Here is a 17886-nt window from a genome sequence, read left to right as displayed (position 1 = left end):
CGTATCCGTCCGGGGTTGATGGGAGCGAGGGTAATGACGGGTTCTGAGGATCGATTCCAATGACATAGGCAGGCCGCAAGGCTTGCCGTATCTTGGGAGAGCCTATCAACCAGAGATGACAAGACGATGATTCGAACTCTGCTCCTGGACGCCGACGGTCATGCTTCACTGGGGGGCGAGGAATTGATCGCGCACTGGCGCGAGTCGCCGGACAGTCGCATCTGGATCGACCTTCAGGGTGAGGGCGCGATGCGCGAGCGCGAAATGCTCGAGGCCTTCGGCTGCCACCCCATGGCGATCGACGATGCCCATCGTGATCGTCACCCGCCCAAGATAGAGGAGTTCGTCGATCACACCCTGATCCTCTATCGTGGCATTTCCTCCTTCGACGGCGATCTCGACTACGTGCCTCAGCAGATGGCCTTCCTGCTGGGGGAGCGCTTCTTGATCAGTCTGCATCCGGGGCGGGCTATGAGCGTGGACCGGCTGTTCGAGCGCGAAGGCGAGCGTCTGCTCGGGCGCTCCCCGGAATATGTGGCGCTACGAATCATGTACATTTCGGGGGGCTTCTATCTGGAGAGCCTGCTGGCGTTCGAGACGCAACTCAGCGACCTCGAGGACGCACTGATCAGCGATGGCAGCGATGCCCTGATGCGCCGGGTCATCGCCTATCGCTCCAGGCTGGTGAAAATGCGCCGCATCTTCAACTATCACGTCGGTATCACCCAGGAATTGATCGGTTACGATTATGATCACCTGCCTCGCGCCAATGAGGAAACCCTGCACGCCATCAACGACGTGCATGAACGTTTCGAGCGGCTGCTGAGCCTGACCCAGATGTATTACGACATCTGTGGCGACCTGGTGGATGGTTACCTGTCCCTGTCATCGCACCAGCTCAACAGCACCATGCGCATCCTCACGGTGATCACTGCCATCTTCGTGCCGCTGAGTTTCCTGGCGGGACTCTATGGCATGAACTTCGCCTATATGCCCGAGCTGTCGTTCCGTTATGGCTATTTCATCTTGATCGGCGTCATGCTGTCGTTGGTGGCCGGCATGCTGTACTTGTTCAAGCGCAGGCGCTGGCTGTAACGGGCTGCCGGAGAAGGCTGAATCGACCGTCGCATGGGCGATGCCCGCAGTGTCGTCGATGCGATGGTCAATATCGTTACATATCCGCTTCCAGGCCGCCCATCAGTTTGGCCAACAGCGCATTCAGTGTGCGTTGTTCCTCATCGTTCAGCGGCGAGAGCGCCCGGGCCTCGTTGTCCACGTGTGGCGCGAGGGTGTTGTTCACGAGATCGAGCCCTGCTGCCGTCAGTGTTACCAGCATGCTGCGGCGGTCGTCCGGGTTGGGGCGACGCGCGATCAAGCCGGCCTTTTCCAGTCGGTCGAGCTGGTTGGTCATGCCTCCCGAAGAAAACATCAGCACCTTGAACAACTGGGTCGGTGTCAGGGCGTAGGGTTCGCCGGCACGACGCAAGGTCGCGAGCACGTCGAACTCCCTCGGTTGCAGGCCGCGTTCGTTGAAGAAAGGGTCCAGGTAATCCTGGGTGATATGCCGACTGATGGCCCCCAGGCGGGCGGTCAGCTCCATGGGAAGCAGCTCGAGCTCGGGGCATTCCCGGCGCCACTGGTCAATCGCGACACTGACTCGGTCCATAGATCTTGCCATCCATTTATCTTGATACTAAGATTCTTTATGTCGTGATACACGACGGCGAGATAGAGGAGCACAGAATGGCGAATACCCCCACGGGACACAAGGCCGATGTCGCCAAGGCCCTGGGCTGCCTGCTGCTGGTGGGGACCCTGCTGGCCCTGTCGCTGAGCGTGGCCAAGTTCGCTGATGCGGCGGAGCTGCCACGACTCACCTTCCTGATGGTGGCCATGGCCGGCGCGAGCCTCGCCCTGTTGTTGCTGTCGTTGCCGAAGCGGGCGCGCTGGCGACTCGATCGTCGCATCATCGAGTACGCCCTGGTATCCGGGATCCTGCTGGCCATGCCCAATGCGCTTGGCTTTCTGGCGGTACGCCATGTCGGCGCGGGGTTTGTCTCGTTGAGCTTCGCTTTCCCGATATTGGTGACCTGGCTGCTGGCGGTGCTCCTGCGGATGGAGTCGCTGCGCTGGGACCGGTTGGGCGGTGTGTTGCTGGGGCTGGCCGGTGGCGTCGTGCTGGCCTTGTCCAAGGCCAGCGTCGGCGGTGGCCAGTTGGGCTGGTCGCTGTTGATCCTGCTGCTGCCCCTGACGCTGGCCATGGGCAATATCTATCGGACATGGCGCTGGCCGGATGGTGTGCCGCTCGCCTATCTCACCGCCCTGGTGCTGGCGGGCGCCGCTCTCGGCTTGCTGCCGGCCGCGCTGGTTACCGAATCGGGGCAGATCGGTGCGCTATTCGCCTCGCCTGCGGCGGTGGGCCTGCTGCTGGTCGAGATGGGCATCTTCACTGTCCTGTATCTGTTCTTCTTCATTCTTCAACGGCTGGCCGGTCCGGTCTACCTGAGCCAGATCGGTATCGTTGCCGCCGTCATGGGTACCGCCATCGCCGTGCTCTTTCTGGGAGAGTCGGCACCGCCCAACCTGGCCGTCGCCGGTGGACTGGTCATTGCCGGTACCCTGGTCTTCCAGTACGCGGCCTGGCGCGCCGCACAATCCTCGACGCGTCAGCCCAAGGAGTCTTGATGATGTTGCATACGGCTTTGAACTGGCGTTATGCCACCAAGCGCATGAATGGTCGTCGCGTTCCCGAGGCGACGGTCGAACGCATCCTGGATGCAGCGCACCTGGCGCCCTCGTCCTATGGCTTGCAGCCATACTCGGTCGTGGTGGTCGATACGCCGGAACTGCGTGAACGCTGCCAGCCGGCGATGTTCCATCAGCCACAGGTCGTCGAGGGATCCCATCTGCTGGTGTTCGCTACCTGGGAAAGCATCGGCGAGGCCGAAGTCGATCAGCTGATGGCTCTGATCGCCGAGGAACGGGGGCTGGAGCTGGCCTCCCTCGAGGGGTATCGCCATACCGTGGCGAGTACGGTCAATCGTCTGGCGACAGCGGAGGCTCGGCACCAGTGGGCCGCCCGGCAGGCCTATCTGGCGATGGGCATGGTGCTGACGGCGGCCGCCATGGAGCGAGTCGACGCGACGCCCATGGAGGGCTTCGATCCGGCGGCTCTGGACGAGGTCCTGGCTCTGCCGGCCCGGGGGCTGCGCAGCGCCGTCGTGGCGACGCTCGGGTATCGCGATGCGGAAACCGACTGGCTCGCCGGTCTCAAGAAAGTGCGCTGGCCGCGCGAGCGGGTGATCGCTCGTGCCGAATGAGCCCCGGGCCGCGGACGTCATCAGACGACATGGTTGCTGTTGTTCTCCAACTGACGACGCCGATCATCCTCTTCCTGATCTCGCCAGGTACCGCTGACCATGCGGTAGAGGATGGCCCCGAGCAGTCCGCCCAGGATCGGCGCCACCCAGAAAAGCCAGAGTTGCACCAGCGCCCAGTCGCCGACCAGCAGCGCGATGCCGGTGCTGCGTGCCGGGTTGATCGAACCGTTGGTGATCGGGAGGCTCACCAGGTAGATGAGTGCCAGGCACAGGCCGCTGGCCAGCGGGGCAGCATGGCGGGGGGCGCGTGCATCGGTGGCGCCAAGGATGACGAACAGGAAGATCATCGCCATCACGATCTCGGTGAGCAGTGCCGAGATCACATCATAGCCGCCTGGTGAGTGCTTGCCGTAACCGTTGGCGGCGAAACCATTGGAGAAATCGAAGCCGGGCTTGCCGGAGGCGATGAGATAAAGCACGCCAGCGGCGATCAAGGCACCGAAGATCTGAGAGCCGATATAGTACGGCAGTTCGCGAGCGGAGAAGCGGCCGCCTGCCCAGAGCCCGATCGACACCGCCGGATTCAGGTGGCAGCCCGATATATGCCCGATGGCAAATCCCATGGTGATCGTCGCCAGCCCGAAGGCCAGGGCTACGATCAGCAGGTTGATGCCGGTACCGGGTAAGCCGGCAGTCAGTATGGCACTGCCGCAACCGGCGAGTACTAGCCAGAAGGTGCCGATGAACTCGGCAATGTATCTGTGCATGTTGATGCCGCTCCACGACGTGGCGTCGATGGTCGTTCAGCGATGGCGGGTCTTGGGGGCTTAGGAACTGACGACCGACGGGACGTATTTAATGCCTGCATCGATCGGTTGCCAACACAACAAATGTAAACGACCCCGAGTATGAGTGTTTTCATGTAGTTGGGTTGAGTCGAGTGATTCGCCACACGAGAGAGAGTATCGGCATGGCCAGGGGAAACATCTCGACACCTGAGCGGGTTGCGCCAGGTTGGAAACGGCTATCGTGCCGGACTTCGCGAGAAGAAGGGGAATTCCGACGGCAGATGGAGGAATGATGTCCTGAGGGGTATACAGGGTTCGTCGGCCCGTTCTGTCTGACCTAGACTCGAAGCCTGTCCGTTTCATCTGATCTGTTGGGGACATCCCGATATGGTATCCATCGAGTTTCTGTTCACATCCTTGATCGTGGTACTGGTACCCGGCGCCGGCGTGTTGTGCACGGTGACGGCAGGACTGACCCAGGGCCGCATCGCGAGCCTCCATACGGCACTGGGCTGCACGATTGGTATCGTGCCTCATCTGCTGGCCACGGTGCTGGGCTTGGCGGCCATCCTGCATACCAGTGCGGTCGCCTTTCAGGTACTCAAGTTCGCCGGCGTCGCCTACCTGCTCTATCTGGCCTATGCCACCTGGCGGGACCGTGAGGCCTTCGTCCTGGATGAGACCGTCACTCGGTCCGGCGCGCTGAATCTCATTCTCAAGTCGATGTTGATCAATACCCTGAATCCCAAGCTGACCATCTTCTTCATGGCCTTTCTGCCGCAGTTCGTCGTGCCTGGCGCGGCGCCCGGGGTGTTGCAGCTGCTGGGGCTCAGCGCCGTGTTCATGGCGATGACCTTCGTCGTCTTCGTCGGATACGGTTGCCTGGCGCATGCCTTCCGACAGGGCGTCGTCGAGTCGCCCAGGGTGCAGGCCTGGCTGAGGCGCGGCTTTTCCGGTGCCTTCGCGGGGCTGGGGGTTCAACTGGCGCTGTCGGATCGATAAATGCCTGCGGAATGCCGGCGCGCAAGATCGACCCCGCCGGACGTGAAGGCAGATCCGTGATCGGGAGGCAACGACTGTCTTGAAAGGACGACGCGCACTTTCGTTCGAGACGGAGAGGCTGATCATTCGTCCCTTGTTGAAGGAGGACCTGTCCGACCTGACGGCCCTCCTGGGCGATCCGGAAGTGATGCGGTTTTCCGTTCGGGGTGTCTGCGACCGCCGGGCGACCCGGCGTTTCCTGGACTGGAGTCGGGACTGTCATGTGATTCGTGGTTTCGGCCCCATGGCGCTGATCGACCGGGAGTCGAATGCGTTCGTGGGGTTCTGCGGCCTGGTGCCCGAGGAGGTGGCGGGTGTCGAGGAGATCGGAATCGGCTACCGCCTGGCCAGGCGATTCTGGCATCGCGGGCTGGCCCTCGAAGCGGCTCGAACCGTGATGGCGCATGGCTTTGACGTCCTGCGCCTGGATGAAGTGGTGGCCGTCATCGAACCGGCGAATCTGGCCTCTATTCGCGTGGCGGAAAAGATCGGGTTCCGGGCATTCGTCACGTGTCGCTTCCATGGTCGCGATGTTCGCCTGTACCGCCTGTCCCGGACGCAATGGCGAGAGATGGCCTCCCCTGTCGGATAGAGAGTTCACCGCGATGTGCCACGAACTGGAAAGCAGGGTGCTGACCTGGTTGCGTGCCGACTCGGCCCGGCTCGAGGCGTTGGCGCTTGCCGAGCGACTGCGCCTGGATGACTGGTGCCTGGCCGCCGGGTTCGTGCGCAACCTGGTGTGGGATCGGCTCCACGGGTACACGCAACCGACGCCGCTGAATGACATCGATCTCGTGTACTTCGATGCTCGCGATGACTCGGAGGCCCGGGATCGTGATCTGGAGGCGTCTCTCTGTGCCGTGTCGAACCTGCCATGGTCGGTCAAGAATCAGGCCAGGATGCATGGACGCAATGGCGACGCGCCCTATCGCTCGACGTGCGATGCCATGACATATTGGGTCGAGCAGGAAACGGCCGTGGGCGTCCATCTCGGCAGGGATCAACGCCTGTCGCTGGTGGCACCATTCGGCCTGGCATCGTTGCTGGAAGGCAAGGTGACCTACAACCCTCGATGCCGGAACAGGGCGGCCTTTCGGGAGCGGTATCGCAGCAAGGACTGGCCGTCGATATGGCCCGGGCTGGTTGTTGTCGGCTGAAGGATGCGTGTAACTCCCTGGATGGTGGAAACGGCGAAGCGATATCTCGAGCCATGGTGGCCCGGAGAGGGCCACACAGATCGAGTGCCGGGCTGGGATATCAGACGGGACGCCGGATGATCCTCAGCCTCCCGCTTGGCCCGCCGCCGCAGAAGAAGCGGTCCTTCCCATCGGACTCGAGACCGGAGACGTGCGTATCGGTCGGCAGTTCGAGTCGCTGCTGGACCTCGCCCGTGTGCGGGTCGATCCGTCTCACATCGCTCTCGTCGCTTTCCCAGGTGCCATGCCAGAGCTCGTCGTCGACCCAGGTGACCCCGGTGACCCTGCGGTTGGATTCGAGGGTGCGCAGCACGTCGCCGGTTCTGGGGTCGATCTGGAGGACCTTGCGTCCCTCGTACTGCCCCACCCAGAGCGTTCCTTCGGCCCAGGCCAGTCCCGAGTCATCATCGCCGCTGGGCGAGGGAATTGTCGCGAGCACGTCTCCCGTCTCCGGATCGATGCGCTGGATGCGCTTGCCGGCGATCTGGTACAGATGCTGGCCATCGAAGGCCGTGCCGGCGGATGCTGCGGCATCCACTGATCGTCCTGTGTTGCCGCTGTCCGGGTCGAGGGTGGTCAGCGTCTCGCCGGTCGCCAGCCAGATGTAGCGGCCGTCGAACGTCACGCCATGCACGCACTCGATGCCTGGAAACGGGCCGTACTCGCGGATCACTTCGGCTGAATGTCGTTGCATTGTCTTCTCCCTGGTTGTTGGTTACCTGACCCAGACTAGCTGCCGGGTAATGGACCGGGGAGTAACAAGGTTGTCGTGAAACCAGGGATGGCCCCTGTCATCCAGCGACGCGCCCGGCCGCGACCATAGACCTGGACCTTGCCTGTCGCCGCCAGCGCATCGAGCGAGCGCTGCACGGTACGTTGGCTGACCCCGAGGGCGAATGCCAGGGCCGAACTCGACCAGGCCTCGCCGTCGGCGAGCAGCGCGAGCACATCGGCATGCGGGGTATCGTCAGGGGGTATCAGCACGACGACCTCGCGAGCGTCGTGCGGCACAAGCGAGAATCCGCCACGCGTCGCGCTTACGTCGGCCAGCGGGCGCAATACCGTGCGCAGCCGGCCGATCTCGACCCGCAGTCGCGCACGATGCGTGTCATCGACGTACCGCGTGCGGAATGCGTGCTTGATGAGGCGCTCCCTCGGGACATCCGAGGGCCATGACGCGCCGAGGGCGCGTACGAGCTCGAACAGCACCGGTCGCCGGCTGAGCGAAACCAGAGTGTCGGTCTGGCGCACGACATGACGGCACGCATCCACCACGAAAGCAGGTGATGCCAGGAGCGCCTCGACATCCTCGAGCAGCAGGGGGCTTTCGCCGTCATGCGTCAGTCGACGTGCGGCGGTGGTATGCAGTACCCGGGAGGCTGTCTCGATCTCCGCCATCAGGGCCGGGATGCCGGCAGCACGCGCGGCGTTCACGGCCCTGGCGAGTGCGGCATGGACCCGGCCGGTCTTGAGCCGACGCGTCGCGATGCCGGCCACCACCAGCTCATGGGCGGCCCGCAAGGCAGGTGGCAAGGATTCGGGGGCGATGTCGGCGAGGATCTCGTCGGCTTCGTCGAGACGACCTCGCAGCAGCCGGTGGCGGGCCTCGAGGTGGCGGGCATGTGCCGCGTTCACGAAGTCGCCATGCGCCGCCAGGGTGGCGCGGGCGGCATCAAGTGCCTTGGCGGACCCGCCGAGGTCACGCGAGACGAGTGCGATCTCGGTCTCGGCGACGATACATCGCGCCCGGGCCACCACCGACGTCGAGCCGAATGCCCGTGCGGCATCGCGCAGGCGCTCCCTGGCCAATGCGAGGTCGCCGAGCTGTGCCATGGCGATGCCTCTCAGGGCGAGCGCGGGTGCATCCTCGCGCAGGGCGATCCGGTTCAGTGCGCCGAGCGGGTCGCCCGTTGCCAGTGCGCGTCCCGCGGCCGCGATCAGGGCATCCATCGCAATGTCGCCATCATTGTTACTCCCGGGCGCGCCGTGCATGTACTCACTATATCTCATGGGTCGATATTGACAGACCCGAGAGAAGACACGAGCGATCATGCACGACTAGAAAGAAGGATGCCGAGATGACGGGACATCGAACCGGAACACGCGAAGAATGGCTGGCGGAGCGACTCGAACGGCTGCGGGTGGGGCTGGATGGCTTGTGGGGCTCCTATCAATGGCTCGATCGAGCTCCCAGGGGACGTAACGAGTCCGGAGGGATCTGGTGGCGTCGTCACGACGAGTACGGCGAGTCGTGAACCGCCGGAACGCCATCTTGTCCGCTGCATGCACGTCGCAGGACATGGTCTGTCGAAATGGCGGTTCTCCGCTCGACTATCCTGAGGCAGCGCCTCTGGCTGTCGCCATTTTCAACCCGGCGGAGATGAACCATGAACAAGATGATTTTCGTGAATCTGCCCGTGACCGATCTCGGGGCCTCGATGGCGTTCTACCAGGCCCTCGGTTTCGAGAATAATCCGACGTTCACCGATGAAACGGCGGCCTGCATGGTCTGGAGCGAGACGATCAACGTCATGCTGCTCACCCATGACAAGTGGCGGACCTTCACCAGCCGCCCGATCCCGCCGGCCACCTCCAGTGAAGTGATGCTGGCTATCTCGTGCGAGAGTCGGGAGGCCGTCGATGGCATGAACGAAGCGGCTGCCGCCAATGGCGGCACGGCGGATATCAATCCCCTTCAGGATCTCGGTTTCATGTACAACCGTAATCTCGCGGATCCGGATGGCCATGTCTGGGAAACGATGTGGATGGACATGGCAGCGATGCTGAAGGACGCTTGAATGGAGCGGCCGCTGGCAGGGAAGGGCAGTTGTGGCATTCCGTCACCGAGGTGAGGTATCACTCGGGCCTGGCGAGCCGAGCCATCATGGGCACGCGTCGGATCAGGGCTTCACCTTTCCGCGCAGCGCCTTGGTCCTGCCCTTCTTGACCTTCTTGTCGACCCGGCGGCGCTGGGAGCCTTTGGTGGGGCGGGTCGCCTTGCGGGTCTTGTGCTGCCGCACGGCGCCCTGGATCAGCTCGCGAAGCCGTCCCAGGGCGTCTTCCTTGTTCAGTTCCAGGGTGCGGTGGTTCTGCGCCTTGATGATGACCACCCCTTCCTTGCTGATGCGCCGATCCGATAGCGCCATCAGGCGCTCCTTGTAGAAGGGAGGCAGGCTCGAGCCGGGTATGTCGAAGCGCAGGTGCACCGCCGAGGCGACCTTGTTGACGTTCTGCCCACCCGCGCCCTGGGCGCGAATCTGGGTGATCTCGATCTCCTGGTCGGTCAGTTCCACGGTGTTGGATATACGCAGCATAGGCTCCCCGGGTCCGGGATCATGCCTGCGACGAGAGTCGCAGTGGGTCGAGCAACCCGCCCAGACCGTTATGGTCGATTTCATGCATCAGGTGCAGCAGCCGGCCGATCTCGCCGCTTGGAAAGCCCTCCCGGGCGAACCAGTTTAGGTAAGGGCCGGGCAGGTCGGCGATCAGGGTTCCCTCGTACTTGCCGAAGGGCATCCGCAGGGTGACCAGTCGTTCCAGATCCTCGGGATTCACGGGCATGCTCCTGTCATGACGAGGGCGGTATCTTACGGCAATGGCCGGTGTCCAGGGAAATGGTCGACAACCATGCTGAAGACTCTCGTGTCGGGTTCGGCCTTGAATCTCCCGGGGCCGGCCCACATGCAAGGGAAAGGTATCCCACCCGAGGAGGCAGCATGACGACACTGGTGATCGGCGCCAACGGACAGATCGGGCGCCAGTTCTGTGAGCTGGCCCAGGCGGCCGGCGAACCCATCAAGGCGATGGTGCGCAGTGAAGAGCAACGCGCCTGGTTCGAGGAACATGGCATCGACACCGTGGTGGCCGACCTGGAAGGCGAACTGCGCCATGCCTTCGACGGTTGCGACCAGGTGCTCTTCACGGCGGGTTCCGGGCCGCACACCGGCCCCGACAAGACGCTGATGATCGATCTCCATGGCGCGATTCGCGCCGCCGATCTGGCGAGCGAGCTTGGGCTGTCGCGCTATCTGATGGTCAGCGCCATGCGTGCCGAGGATCCACTGACAGCGCCCGAGAAGTTGCGCCCTTACACGGCGGCCAAGTATGCCGCCGATGCGCATCTCCGGCATTCCGGAGTGCCGCACCTGATCCTCAAGCCCGGCCGGCTGACCGACGATGCCGCGACACGCAAGGTCGCCACCTCGCTCGAGGAAACCGGTGGCGACAATACCGTGTCACGGGCCAACGTGGCCCACGCCCTGTTGCACCTGGTTCAGTCACGAGAACTGGTGGATCGTGAGTTCGATCTGCTCGACGGCGACCGCGAGATCGCCGAGGCACTGTCGTGAGCGGCCATGGCTCATCCGGGGCCGGAGAGCCGGCGCTGGCCGATCAAGTGCGTCGTGTGCTGGAAACGGTGCCCGATGCTGCCCTGCCGATGACCTATCGCCAGCTCGCCGAGACGCTGGGGCTGACCCCGCCGCGGACCATTCAGCGCGTGACGACGGCCCTGGAAGCGCTGATGCGCGAGGATGTGCACCACGGGCGCCCGCTGGTCGCCGCCCTGGTCGTCAGTCAGCGAGGTGAGGGGCTGCCGGCGACGGGCTTCTTCGAACTGGCTGCCGAGCTGGGGCGGCTCCCTGCCGACCCCTCGGCTCGGGGCGAAGCCTATCGCGAGGAGTTTCGCCGCGCCCTGGCTGCGCGCGGCCATCAGGCATGATATCGGTTCAAGCAAACGGGCCGGCATCCCGAGAGATACCGGCCCGAAGCCTCGAACAGCAAGCTATGACACTGCATAGTAGCTGCATCATAGTTTGGCGACTAACAATATTAACGCATTCTGATGGCCAGGCCTAGATCCTCATCCCGACCCGACGATTAGCCCTATCACGCTGACCAGGATCAGCACCGCGCCGAGCACGCGGAAGAAGACGCCGCCATCGGCGGACAGCATGTAGCGGTGGGCGCGTTCGCCGAGCAGGTGGCCGACCAGAGCACAGGGCAGCAGCCAGAGTTGATGGATCAACTGCAGGTCCACGCCGGCGATGACGAACGACACCATCTTGATCGCCACCAGGATGAACCACAGCACGAACAGGGTATCGCGCAGCTGGTGTTTCGCCACATGGCTGGCGAACACCGAGACGATCAGAGGCGCGCCGATCAGCGACGTGCCGCTGACGTAACCGCCCAGTCCCAGCAGCACGCAATCGACCGCCTTGCCCTGGCTGCGAAACGGCTTGTTCAGCAAGTAGCTCGTGCCGTAGACGAGGACGATCGCGAAGATGATGATCGACATGATATTGCCCGGCAGGGTCAGGAGCCCTACCACGCCGATCAGTTTCGGCACGATCATGATCTTCAGCGCCCGAAGCAGATAGGACCAGTCGATATTGCCGCCATCGCGCGCCTGGGCATCGTCGGCGGCGCGAGTCTGGCGATGGCCGCGCCAGGCGATCCAGCTGGAGAAGATCAGCAGGTGGATGGCGACGATCGGCAGGAAGACCAGCGGCTCATCGAGCACCAGCAGCAGGAAGGGCAGCGCCAGCACCGCGCCACCGAATCCCAGGCTCGTCCTGACGAAGCCGCTCCAGGCGAAGATCAACCCGATAAGTGCATACTGATACCACTCGAGTTCCGCCATGGTTCAGACGACTTCCGGGGTCTTGCACACGTCCACCCATTCGGCGTCGACGAGCTCGGCGAGCCGGTCCGGGGGGAGACGTACGGCGCTGTTGACCTCGCCGGCGGCGGGCAATACCTCGTCATAGGCCTTGAGCGAGGCATCGCAGTAGACCGGCACCGGCGTGGCCAGCCCGAACGGGCAGACACCGCCCACGGGGTGGCCGGTCAGTGCCAGCACGGTCTCGGCATCGAGCATCTTCGCCTTGCCATCGAAGGCATCACGCATCTTGCGATTGTCGAATCGCGCATCGCCGCTGGCCACGACCAGCACCTGACGTTCGCCGATCCGGAAGGCCAGGGTCTTGGCGATCTGTCCCGGCGCCACCCCATGCGCCTCGGCGGCCAGGGCCACGGTGGCGGTGCTGGTCTCGAGCTCCAGTATCTCGATGTCGGGGGCTTTCTCGGCGAGAAAGGTGCGTACGCTGGCGAGGCTCATGTCGACTCCCTGTTCCATTGACCAAGCCATGATGATAGCGAATCGGGTCACGCTGTGAAGGCGCTATTCCCGTGCGCGTTGCGCCACGTCTTCGAGGAAGGTCTGGATGCGGGCCGCATTGGTGCCGAGGTCGCTGCGTCCCATTCGCGAGGCTGAGCGCATGTCGACCCGAACGCCGTTCGATGTCTCGGTCAGCCGGATCACGATGTCATCCTCGAAGCCGAACCAGCGCGTGGTGGCGGTGGCCTCGAGGCGGTCGGTCGTGATCTCGGCAACATGCCAGTCACGGGTCTCGGCCGTGGCCTCCACGGCGGCCATGGCCCGCGCCAGGGGCAGGTCCAGGGTGATCGGGGCGAGATGCGGATAGGCGATGCGCTGTTGTCGGGCGGTGGGCTCGCCGGGGTAGGTGACCGCGTTGGGCGCCGCCCGACGCTCATCCGCCAATGCCTCGAAGGCGGGCGGGTCGGTCATGTCGGTGGTGATGTCGTGAATCGGCGGCACGGTACGGGCCAGATGCATCATCTGGGCGGGCAGCGCAATGGTCGCAGCCACCGCCAGGATGACCAGCATGCCCACCAGTGCCGGTCGCCAGCGCCGGCATAGCCCGGCCACCATGAAGGTCAGCAGTCCCAGCACCCCGGCGCCCAGGGCCAGGTGCGCGCCCTGGCGAAGCAAGGTGAATGACGACCCCAGCGACAGCCACTCCAGCCGATAGGCCGGGCCCGCGGCGCCCATCAATGCCACCGATACCACCAGCAGGATGACACCCAGCCAGCCGAGCACGACGGGCCAGTTGCCACCTCGGGGGCGTGGCTTGAAGGTCAGGGACGACATATCACGCATTCTCCTGGTGCAGGTGACAAACCAACATCATAGGCCCCCGACCCCCATCTTGCCGACCGGGTTCCCCGACAATCCACACCGGGCGGCGTGGAAACCTGCTCGCGACGGTACAGCAAAAAGCCGGGCGAGAGTGCATGAACCGCGTCATCGAACGGACGCAATTCAGCGTTTTGCTGGGTTTTCCGTGCGGCGTGCCACGGTGGACCCGGAGCTGGCGGTGTCGAGGCGGCCGGTCATGTCTCGGCATCCCGAGGTGCCAGCAAGCGATAGCCGATGCCCGCTTCGGTCTGCAGCAGGTGTGGCGACTGGGGATCATCGCCCAGTTTGTGACGCAGCTTGCTGATCACGATGCGCAGGTAGTGACTATCGTGGGTGTGGCTGGCACCCCAGATATCGCGCAACAGTTGGGTCTGCGTCACCACGCGACCGGCCTGCCGGACCAGGAGGGCGAGCACGGCATATTCCTTGGGCGTGAGGTGCACGGGGGTGCCGTTCAGGCTGACCCGATGGGCCGCCAGATCGATCGTCAATCCCGCGTGACGGTAGCATTCGACGACTTCCGTGGTGTCCGTCGGCCGCTGATACCGAAGCAGCGAACGCACGCGGGCGAGGAGTTCCTGGATGCCGAACGGTTTGGTGACATAGTCATTGGCGCCGCTGTCGAGCGCACGAACCTTCTCGGCTTCCTGGCCACGCACGGAGACGATGATGACCGGCACCGAGCCCCGAGTCCGCAGTTCATCCAGTACGGCCTGCCCGTCCATGTCGGGGAGGCCCAGGTCGAGCAGGACGAGATCCGGGACTTCCTCGCGAGCCCGGGCAATGCCCTGGGCGCCCGTGTCGGCCTCGATCACGCTGAACCCTTGCGAGACCAGGCTGATGCGCAGGAAGCGTCGAATCTGAGGCTCGTCGTCGATGACCAGCACCTTGTCGCGTTCAGTCGGCATGAGGCGTCTCCTGGTCCTGGGGGATCTCCGTGCCGGGCAGTGGCAGATGAAGGGTGATCATGGTGCCGAGTCCCTGCGGACCGAGCCTGGCATCGACACTGCCGCCATGAGCGCCGACCATCCCCTGGCAGATGGCTAGCCCCAGGCCGCTGCCGTATCGGCTGCGGTCGCCTTCGCTTCCGGTGTGGAACATGTCGAACACGGCCTCCCGCATCTCGGGGGCGATGCCGGGCCCCTGGTCCATCACCCGGATCTCGAGCCGCCGATGCGCGGTGTCGAGCCGACCCTGAATGCGTATCTGGCCGCCGGGAGGGGAAAAGCGCGCGGCGTTGTCGATGACGTTGACCAGTGCCTGTTCGATCAGGGCCGGATGCACGTGCAGCAGGGGCAGGCTGGCCGGCCAGTCGAGCTGCAGGTCGAGGGCTTCCAGCGCCGGCCCCAGGCGTTGCACGGCAGCCGAGACGAGGTCGTCCAGCGAGATCCAGTCACGCTCGATCCTGAGATTGCCGTGGCCCAGTCGGGTCATGTCCAGCAGGTTCTGGATGTAGCGGTCGAGGCGCTCGCTCTCGCTGAGAATCCCGTCCAGCAGTTCCGCCTTGTCCTGGTGACTCAGCTGTGCCCCCAGGTCGCGCAACGAGCTCGCCGAGCCGATGATCGAGGCCAGGGGGGTGCGCAGATCATGGGAGACGGAAGAGAGCAGCGCCGAGCGCAGGCGTTCGTTTTCTTCCGAGAGTCGTGTCGTCTCCAGTTCGCCGACCAGGCGCGTCCGCTCCAGCGCCATGGCGAACTGGCCGATCAGGGACTCCAGCAGCGCTTCATGATTGGGTTGCAGCGGTGCCGGGCGCTGTCCGAGCTCGAGCCCCACCACGCCGATGATCCGCCCCCGGGCCGACAAGGGCAGCATGCGCCAGCCTTGATCGTCCTCGTCGAGCTGCCCGGTGCCCACGCCGCTGGGCCGGCGGTGCTGCCAGCTCCAGCTCGCCGCCGTCAGGGCGGCGGCATCCAGCACGGTGCCCTGCGGAATGGCCTGGTGAATACGTGGCCGGCTGCCACCCTGCTCGAAATCCAGGAAGGCAACCGGGACGTGGAGCCAGCGTTCCAGCGAGGTGAGACCGATATCGCATACCTGATCCCGGTCGGTCGCCGTGGAGAGGGATCTCGAGTAGGCGAGCAATCGCTGGGACTGTTCACGACTGTGACGCAGGGCATGCAAGCGGCGACGTCCGGTCCCGGCCAGCTGGCCCACCACCACGGCGATCAACAGGAAGAAGACCACGGTGAGCAGCTGTTCCTTCTCGAGGATGGCCAGTGAAAACCGGGGTTGTGTGAAGAAGAAATTGAAGGACAGAAACCCCAGGAGGGCACTCAGCATGGCGGCCCTGGTGCCTGCCAGGGCGGCGCTGGCCAGTACCGCGGCGAGAAACACCAGTGACAGGTTGGCGAGTTCCAGCCAGGCTTGCAGGAGCCAGGCCGCTCCCAGGGCGCCCAGGGAACTCGCCCCCGCGATCACGGGCTCGTGCAGCTGGAATCGCTGCCAGGTTCGGCGTGAACGGAACCGGGGGCGCTTGCGCGTCTCGGCGATCATGACCAGGTCGAAGGCGCCGCCCGAGCGGAGCAGTTGCTCGGGCAGGGAACGGCGCCAGAAGCGCCATCCGGAAGGGCGTGAGCATCCCACCAGCAGCGTCGCGACGCGATGCTCGTCGGCGTAGTGGAGAAGCTCCGCCGCGCGATCCTGGCCCTGGACCATGTGCATCTCGCCGCCCAGGCGAGCCACCCTGGAAGCGTCCTGCTCCAGGACGAGGCGTCTGTCGGCATCGTTGTGGCCACCGTCGACGTGCACGGCTCCCCAGGGCAGATGCTCGCGTTCGGCGAGACGGTGAGCCGAGCGAATCAGCGCGGCATCCTCGCTGCCGCCGCTGAGGGCCGCCAGTACTCGCGGGCCATGCAGGGAGGTGACGGAAGATCGGGTCATGGTGGCGTCCTGGTCGTTATCCGGCATCACGGGGAGAGAGGCGGCTATTGTCGCCAGAACATGGGCGTCAGCAGAACCAGCACCGTGAGGATCTCCAGGCGGCCCATCAGCATGCCCACACAGAGTAACCACTTGGCGGCGTCCGGCAGAGAGGAAAAATTGCCGGCGGGGCCGATCGTCTCGCCCAGGCCCGGCCCGACATTGGCGACCGCCGTGGCCGCGCCGGAGAGTGCCGTGGTGAGGTCGAGACCCAGCAGGCTCAGGCCCAGGGCCAGGCCGGCGACCGTCAGGAAGAAAAAGAAGGAGAAGGCCACGACGCCTCGGGTGATGTCATCGGTCAGTGGCTGGTTATTGTAGCGAGAGACGAAGACACCACTGGCGTGAATCAGGTAGCGCAGCTGGTCGCGGAGCAGCAGCATGGCCACCTGGAAACGAAAGATCTTCATGCCGCCGCTGGTCGAACCGCTGCAACCCCCCACGAAGGTGAGGTAGAAGAAGGCCACGAAGGCCATGGCCCCCCAGGCACTGTAATCGTCCGAGGCATAACCCGTGGTGGTGACCACGGACACGACGTTGAACGTCACCTGGGTCAGGGACGCGAAGGGGGGCGTGCCCTGCCCGATTCGCCAGGCGGTGAGCGTCAGGATGACGAGCAACAGCAGCAACAGCAGGCCCTGTACCTGCTGGTCACGCACCAGGGCCAGCCGCGAGCCCCGCAGAAAACGGATGTAGAGCACGAACGGCAGGGCCCCGCACAGCATGAACAGGCTACCCATCCACAACAGTTGAGGCTGTTCGGCATAGGCGCCGAAGGACGCATCGCTGTTGGCGAAGCCGCCGGTGGCAAGCGACGTCATGGCATGCACGACGGCATCGAGCGGCTGCATGCCGCCCAGGTAGTAGGCCAGCGCGGCCAACGAGGTGAAGCCGCAATAGATACCCAGTGTCGCCTTGGCGATGCCGCCCGTGCGCGGCATTACCTTGTCGGACCAGTCGGACGACTCGGTATGGAACAGGCGCATGCCACCGACCTTGAGAAACGGCAGGATGGCGATCCCCATGACGATGATGCCGATGCCGCCGAGCCACTGCATGATGCCGCGCCAGAGCTTGAGGCCATCCGAGAGCGTTTCGATGTTGACCAGTACCGTCGACCCCGTGGTGGTGATCGCCGACACCGATTCGAAGACCGCGTTGGTCAGGGACAGCTGCGGCGCGCCCAGCGCCAGTGGCAGACTGGCGAAGCCGCTGATGGTCACCCAACTGAGCGTCGTCAGCACGAACATCTGCCATGGCTTGAGGCTGACCGGCGTTCGCCAGGTGACGAGCCACGACAGCGCCGCCGCCGCGAGCACGATGGCGATCGAGAGGCCGAAGGCCATGGCATCCGCTTCCCCCTCGACGATCAGTATCAGAAACGGAACCGCCATGAACATGGCCAATACCAGCCATAGCACGGCGAGCACCCGGAGAATGGGCGCCCACCGGCGCAGGGTATCCGTGACCCTCCGGACATCGGGCATGGAAGAAGCCCCTCCTTTATCCGCCTCATCGACGAAGCGGACATGGAATCATGGGGCAACATAAAAAATCCGTAAAATTGCCGGGACCGGCGGCATTCGGGCGTTGCCGGCCCCGGTCGAAGAGACAGGAAGTGT

Annotated in this window: 22 protein-coding genes; 10 read left to right on the top strand and 12 right to left on the bottom strand. The window is 64.3% G+C overall.

Annotation, left to right across the window (positions count from 1 at the left end):
- Nucleotides 1-126: 126 nt before the first annotated feature.
- On the top strand, nt 127-1095 hold the full coding sequence (locus LU493_RS01155; protein ID WP_275285942.1) for a magnesium transporter CorA family protein: 969 nt from the start codon (nt 127-129) through the stop codon (nt 1093-1095).
- Between the two features lie 76 nt (nt 1096-1171).
- Here the strand turns inward: LU493_RS01155 and LU493_RS01150 are convergent, their stop codons facing one another.
- Nucleotides 1172-1678 (bottom strand): MarR family winged helix-turn-helix transcriptional regulator, encoded by a 507-nt coding sequence (locus LU493_RS01150; RefSeq protein ID WP_275285941.1) that lies wholly within the window; start codon nt 1676-1678, stop codon nt 1172-1174.
- Nucleotides 1679-1743: 65 nt separating this feature from the next.
- Here LU493_RS01150 and LU493_RS01145 point away from each other — a divergent pair, with 65 nt between their 5' ends.
- Both LU493_RS01145 and LU493_RS01140 read left to right on the top strand, forming a co-directional pair.
- A complete protein-coding gene (locus LU493_RS01145) occupies nt 1744-2685 on the top strand; it encodes an EamA family transporter (protein WP_275285940.1) in 942 nt (313 codons plus the stop codon).
- Nucleotides 2685-3320, top strand: coding sequence for an NAD(P)H-dependent oxidoreductase (locus LU493_RS01140; RefSeq protein WP_343076070.1), 636 nt, complete (start codon nt 2685-2687; stop codon nt 3318-3320). Before LU493_RS01145 ends, LU493_RS01140 begins: the two co-directional genes overlap by 1 nt.
- 20 nt (nt 3321-3340) lie before the next feature.
- Here LU493_RS01140 and aqpZ read toward each other — a convergent pair whose 3' ends face one another.
- A complete protein-coding gene (gene aqpZ / locus LU493_RS01135; protein WP_275285939.1) occupies nt 3341-4087 on the bottom strand; it encodes an aquaporin Z in 747 nt (248 codons plus the stop codon).
- Between the two features lie 408 nt (nt 4088-4495).
- On the opposite strand from aqpZ, the gene LU493_RS01130 reads away from it, so the two are divergent.
- The 3 genes from LU493_RS01130 to LU493_RS01120 all read left to right on the top strand — a co-directional run bounded on the left by LU493_RS01130 (nt 4496) and on the right by LU493_RS01120 (nt 6306).
- A complete protein-coding gene (locus LU493_RS01130; protein WP_275285938.1) occupies nt 4496-5110 on the top strand; it encodes a LysE family translocator in 615 nt (204 codons plus the stop codon).
- Nucleotides 5111-5189: 79 nt separating this feature from the next.
- Nucleotides 5190-5741: a GNAT family N-acetyltransferase gene (locus LU493_RS01125; RefSeq protein WP_275285937.1), complete on the top strand. Its 552-nt coding sequence runs from the start codon at nt 5190-5192 to the stop codon at nt 5739-5741.
- 37 nt (nt 5742-5778) lie between these two features.
- Nucleotides 5779-6306: a nucleotidyltransferase family protein gene (locus LU493_RS01120; protein WP_275285936.1), complete on the top strand. Its 528-nt coding sequence runs from the start codon at nt 5779-5781 to the stop codon at nt 6304-6306.
- A 100-nt stretch (nt 6307-6406) separates the two neighbouring features.
- On the opposite strand, the gene LU493_RS01115 is transcribed toward LU493_RS01120, so the two are convergent.
- Nucleotides 6407-7039, bottom strand: coding sequence for a glutamine cyclotransferase (locus LU493_RS01115; RefSeq protein ID WP_275285935.1), 633 nt, complete (start codon nt 7037-7039; stop codon nt 6407-6409).
- A 35-nt stretch (nt 7040-7074) separates the two neighbouring features.
- Nucleotides 7075-8295 (bottom strand): HTH domain-containing protein, encoded by a 1221-nt coding sequence (locus LU493_RS01110; RefSeq protein WP_275285934.1) that lies wholly within the window; start codon nt 8293-8295, stop codon nt 7075-7077.
- A 128-nt stretch (nt 8296-8423) separates the two neighbouring features.
- Between LU493_RS01110 and LU493_RS01105 the strand changes: the two genes are divergently transcribed.
- Both LU493_RS01105 and LU493_RS01100 read left to right on the top strand, forming a co-directional pair.
- On the top strand, nt 8424-8600 hold the full coding sequence (locus tag LU493_RS01105; RefSeq protein ID WP_275285933.1) for a DUF899 family protein: 177 nt from the start codon (nt 8424-8426) through the stop codon (nt 8598-8600).
- A gap of 132 nt (nt 8601-8732) precedes the next feature.
- A complete protein-coding gene (locus LU493_RS01100; protein ID WP_275285932.1) occupies nt 8733-9143 on the top strand; it encodes a VOC family protein in 411 nt (136 codons plus the stop codon).
- 102 nt (nt 9144-9245) lie between these two features.
- Here the strand turns inward: LU493_RS01100 and arfB are convergent, their stop codons facing one another.
- Both arfB and LU493_RS01090 read right to left on the bottom strand, forming a co-directional pair.
- Nucleotides 9246-9659: an alternative ribosome rescue aminoacyl-tRNA hydrolase ArfB gene (gene arfB / locus LU493_RS01095; protein WP_275285931.1), complete on the bottom strand. Its 414-nt coding sequence runs from the start codon at nt 9657-9659 to the stop codon at nt 9246-9248.
- 19 nt (nt 9660-9678) lie between these two features.
- Nucleotides 9679-9900 (bottom strand): DUF3820 family protein, encoded by a 222-nt coding sequence (locus LU493_RS01090; RefSeq protein WP_275286014.1) that lies wholly within the window; start codon nt 9898-9900, stop codon nt 9679-9681.
- Between the two features lie 161 nt (nt 9901-10061).
- On the opposite strand from LU493_RS01090, the gene LU493_RS01085 reads away from it, so the two are divergent.
- Nucleotides 10062-10694 (top strand): SDR family oxidoreductase, encoded by a 633-nt coding sequence (locus LU493_RS01085; RefSeq protein ID WP_275285930.1) that lies wholly within the window; start codon nt 10062-10064, stop codon nt 10692-10694.
- Nucleotides 10691-11065 (top strand): hypothetical protein, encoded by a 375-nt coding sequence (locus LU493_RS01080; protein ID WP_275285929.1) that lies wholly within the window; start codon nt 10691-10693, stop codon nt 11063-11065. The genes LU493_RS01085 and LU493_RS01080 overlap by 4 nt, the downstream gene beginning before the upstream one ends.
- 141 nt (nt 11066-11206) lie before the next feature.
- Here LU493_RS01080 and LU493_RS01075 read toward each other — a convergent pair whose 3' ends face one another.
- The 6 genes from LU493_RS01075 to trkI form a co-directional block, all read right to left on the bottom strand.
- A complete protein-coding gene (locus LU493_RS01075) occupies nt 11207-11989 on the bottom strand; it encodes a TSUP family transporter (protein WP_275285928.1) in 783 nt (260 codons plus the stop codon).
- Between the two features lie 3 nt (nt 11990-11992).
- Entirely contained in the window at nt 11993-12466 is a 474-nt protein-coding gene (locus LU493_RS01070) for a YbaK/EbsC family protein (protein ID WP_275285927.1), read from the bottom strand.
- A gap of 63 nt (nt 12467-12529) precedes the next feature.
- Entirely contained in the window at nt 12530-13300 is a 771-nt protein-coding gene (locus tag LU493_RS01065; RefSeq protein WP_275285926.1) for a DUF1499 domain-containing protein, read from the bottom strand.
- Between the two features lie 242 nt (nt 13301-13542).
- Nucleotides 13543-14256 (bottom strand): response regulator, encoded by a 714-nt coding sequence (locus tag LU493_RS01060; protein ID WP_275285925.1) that lies wholly within the window; start codon nt 14254-14256, stop codon nt 13543-13545.
- A complete protein-coding gene (locus tag LU493_RS01055; RefSeq protein WP_275285924.1) occupies nt 14246-16228 on the bottom strand; it encodes a DUF4118 domain-containing protein in 1983 nt (660 codons plus the stop codon). The genes LU493_RS01060 and LU493_RS01055 overlap by 11 nt, the downstream gene beginning before the upstream one ends.
- A 44-nt stretch (nt 16229-16272) precedes the next feature.
- The gene (trkI, locus tag LU493_RS01050; RefSeq protein ID WP_275285923.1) at nt 16273-17751 is read right to left on the bottom strand and encodes a Trk system potassium transporter TrkI; all 1479 of its coding nucleotides are present in this window, start codon (nt 17749-17751) and stop codon (nt 16273-16275) included.
- Nucleotides 17752-17886: the final 135 nt, after the last annotated feature.

Source organism: Halomonas elongata (genome assembly GCF_029081005.1).
GTDB lineage: Bacteria > Pseudomonadota > Gammaproteobacteria > Pseudomonadales > Halomonadaceae > Halomonas > Halomonas elongata_B.
The sequence above is the reverse complement of the archived record's forward strand: the minus strand, read 5'-3'. Positions and strand labels throughout refer to the sequence as shown.

Coding starts and splice junctions, on each gene's coding strand:
- LU493_RS01065 (WP_275285926.1), bottom strand. CDS start 13,300: ATGTCGTCCCTGACCTTCAAGCCACGCCCCCGAGGTGGCAACTGGCCC.
- LU493_RS01145 (WP_275285940.1), top strand. CDS start 1,744: ATGGCGAATACCCCCACGGGACACAAGGCCGATGTCGCCAAGGCCCTG.
- aqpZ (WP_275285939.1), bottom strand. CDS start 4,087: ATGCACAGATACATTGCCGAGTTCATCGGCACCTTCTGGCTAGTACTC.
- LU493_RS01130 (WP_275285938.1), top strand. CDS start 4,496: ATGGTATCCATCGAGTTTCTGTTCACATCCTTGATCGTGGTACTGGTA.
- LU493_RS01060 (WP_275285925.1), bottom strand. CDS start 14,256: ATGCCGACTGAACGCGACAAGGTGCTGGTCATCGACGACGAGCCTCAG.
- LU493_RS01150 (WP_275285941.1), bottom strand. CDS start 1,678: ATGGCAAGATCTATGGACCGAGTCAGTGTCGCGATTGACCAGTGGCGC.
- LU493_RS01100 (WP_275285932.1), top strand. CDS start 8,733: ATGAACAAGATGATTTTCGTGAATCTGCCCGTGACCGATCTCGGGGCC.
- LU493_RS01055 (WP_275285924.1), bottom strand. CDS start 16,228: ATGACCCGATCTTCCGTCACCTCCCTGCATGGCCCGCGAGTACTGGCG.
- LU493_RS01070 (WP_275285927.1), bottom strand. CDS start 12,466: ATGAGCCTCGCCAGCGTACGCACCTTTCTCGCCGAGAAAGCCCCCGAC.
- arfB (WP_275285931.1), bottom strand. CDS start 9,659: ATGCTGCGTATATCCAACACCGTGGAACTGACCGACCAGGAGATCGAG.
- trkI (WP_275285923.1), bottom strand. CDS start 17,751: ATGCCCGATGTCCGGAGGGTCACGGATACCCTGCGCCGGTGGGCGCCC.
- LU493_RS01140 (WP_343076070.1), top strand. CDS start 2,685: ATGATGTTGCATACGGCTTTGAACTGGCGTTATGCCACCAAGCGCATG.
- LU493_RS01110 (WP_275285934.1), bottom strand. CDS start 8,295: ATGGATGCCCTGATCGCGGCCGCGGGACGCGCACTGGCAACGGGCGAC.
- LU493_RS01155 (WP_275285942.1), top strand. CDS start 127: ATGATTCGAACTCTGCTCCTGGACGCCGACGGTCATGCTTCACTGGGG.
- LU493_RS01075 (WP_275285928.1), bottom strand. CDS start 11,989: ATGGCGGAACTCGAGTGGTATCAGTATGCACTTATCGGGTTGATCTTC.
- LU493_RS01085 (WP_275285930.1), top strand. CDS start 10,062: ATGACGACACTGGTGATCGGCGCCAACGGACAGATCGGGCGCCAGTTC.
- LU493_RS01115 (WP_275285935.1), bottom strand. CDS start 7,039: ATGCAACGACATTCAGCCGAAGTGATCCGCGAGTACGGCCCGTTTCCA.
- LU493_RS01105 (WP_275285933.1), top strand. CDS start 8,424: ATGACGGGACATCGAACCGGAACACGCGAAGAATGGCTGGCGGAGCGA.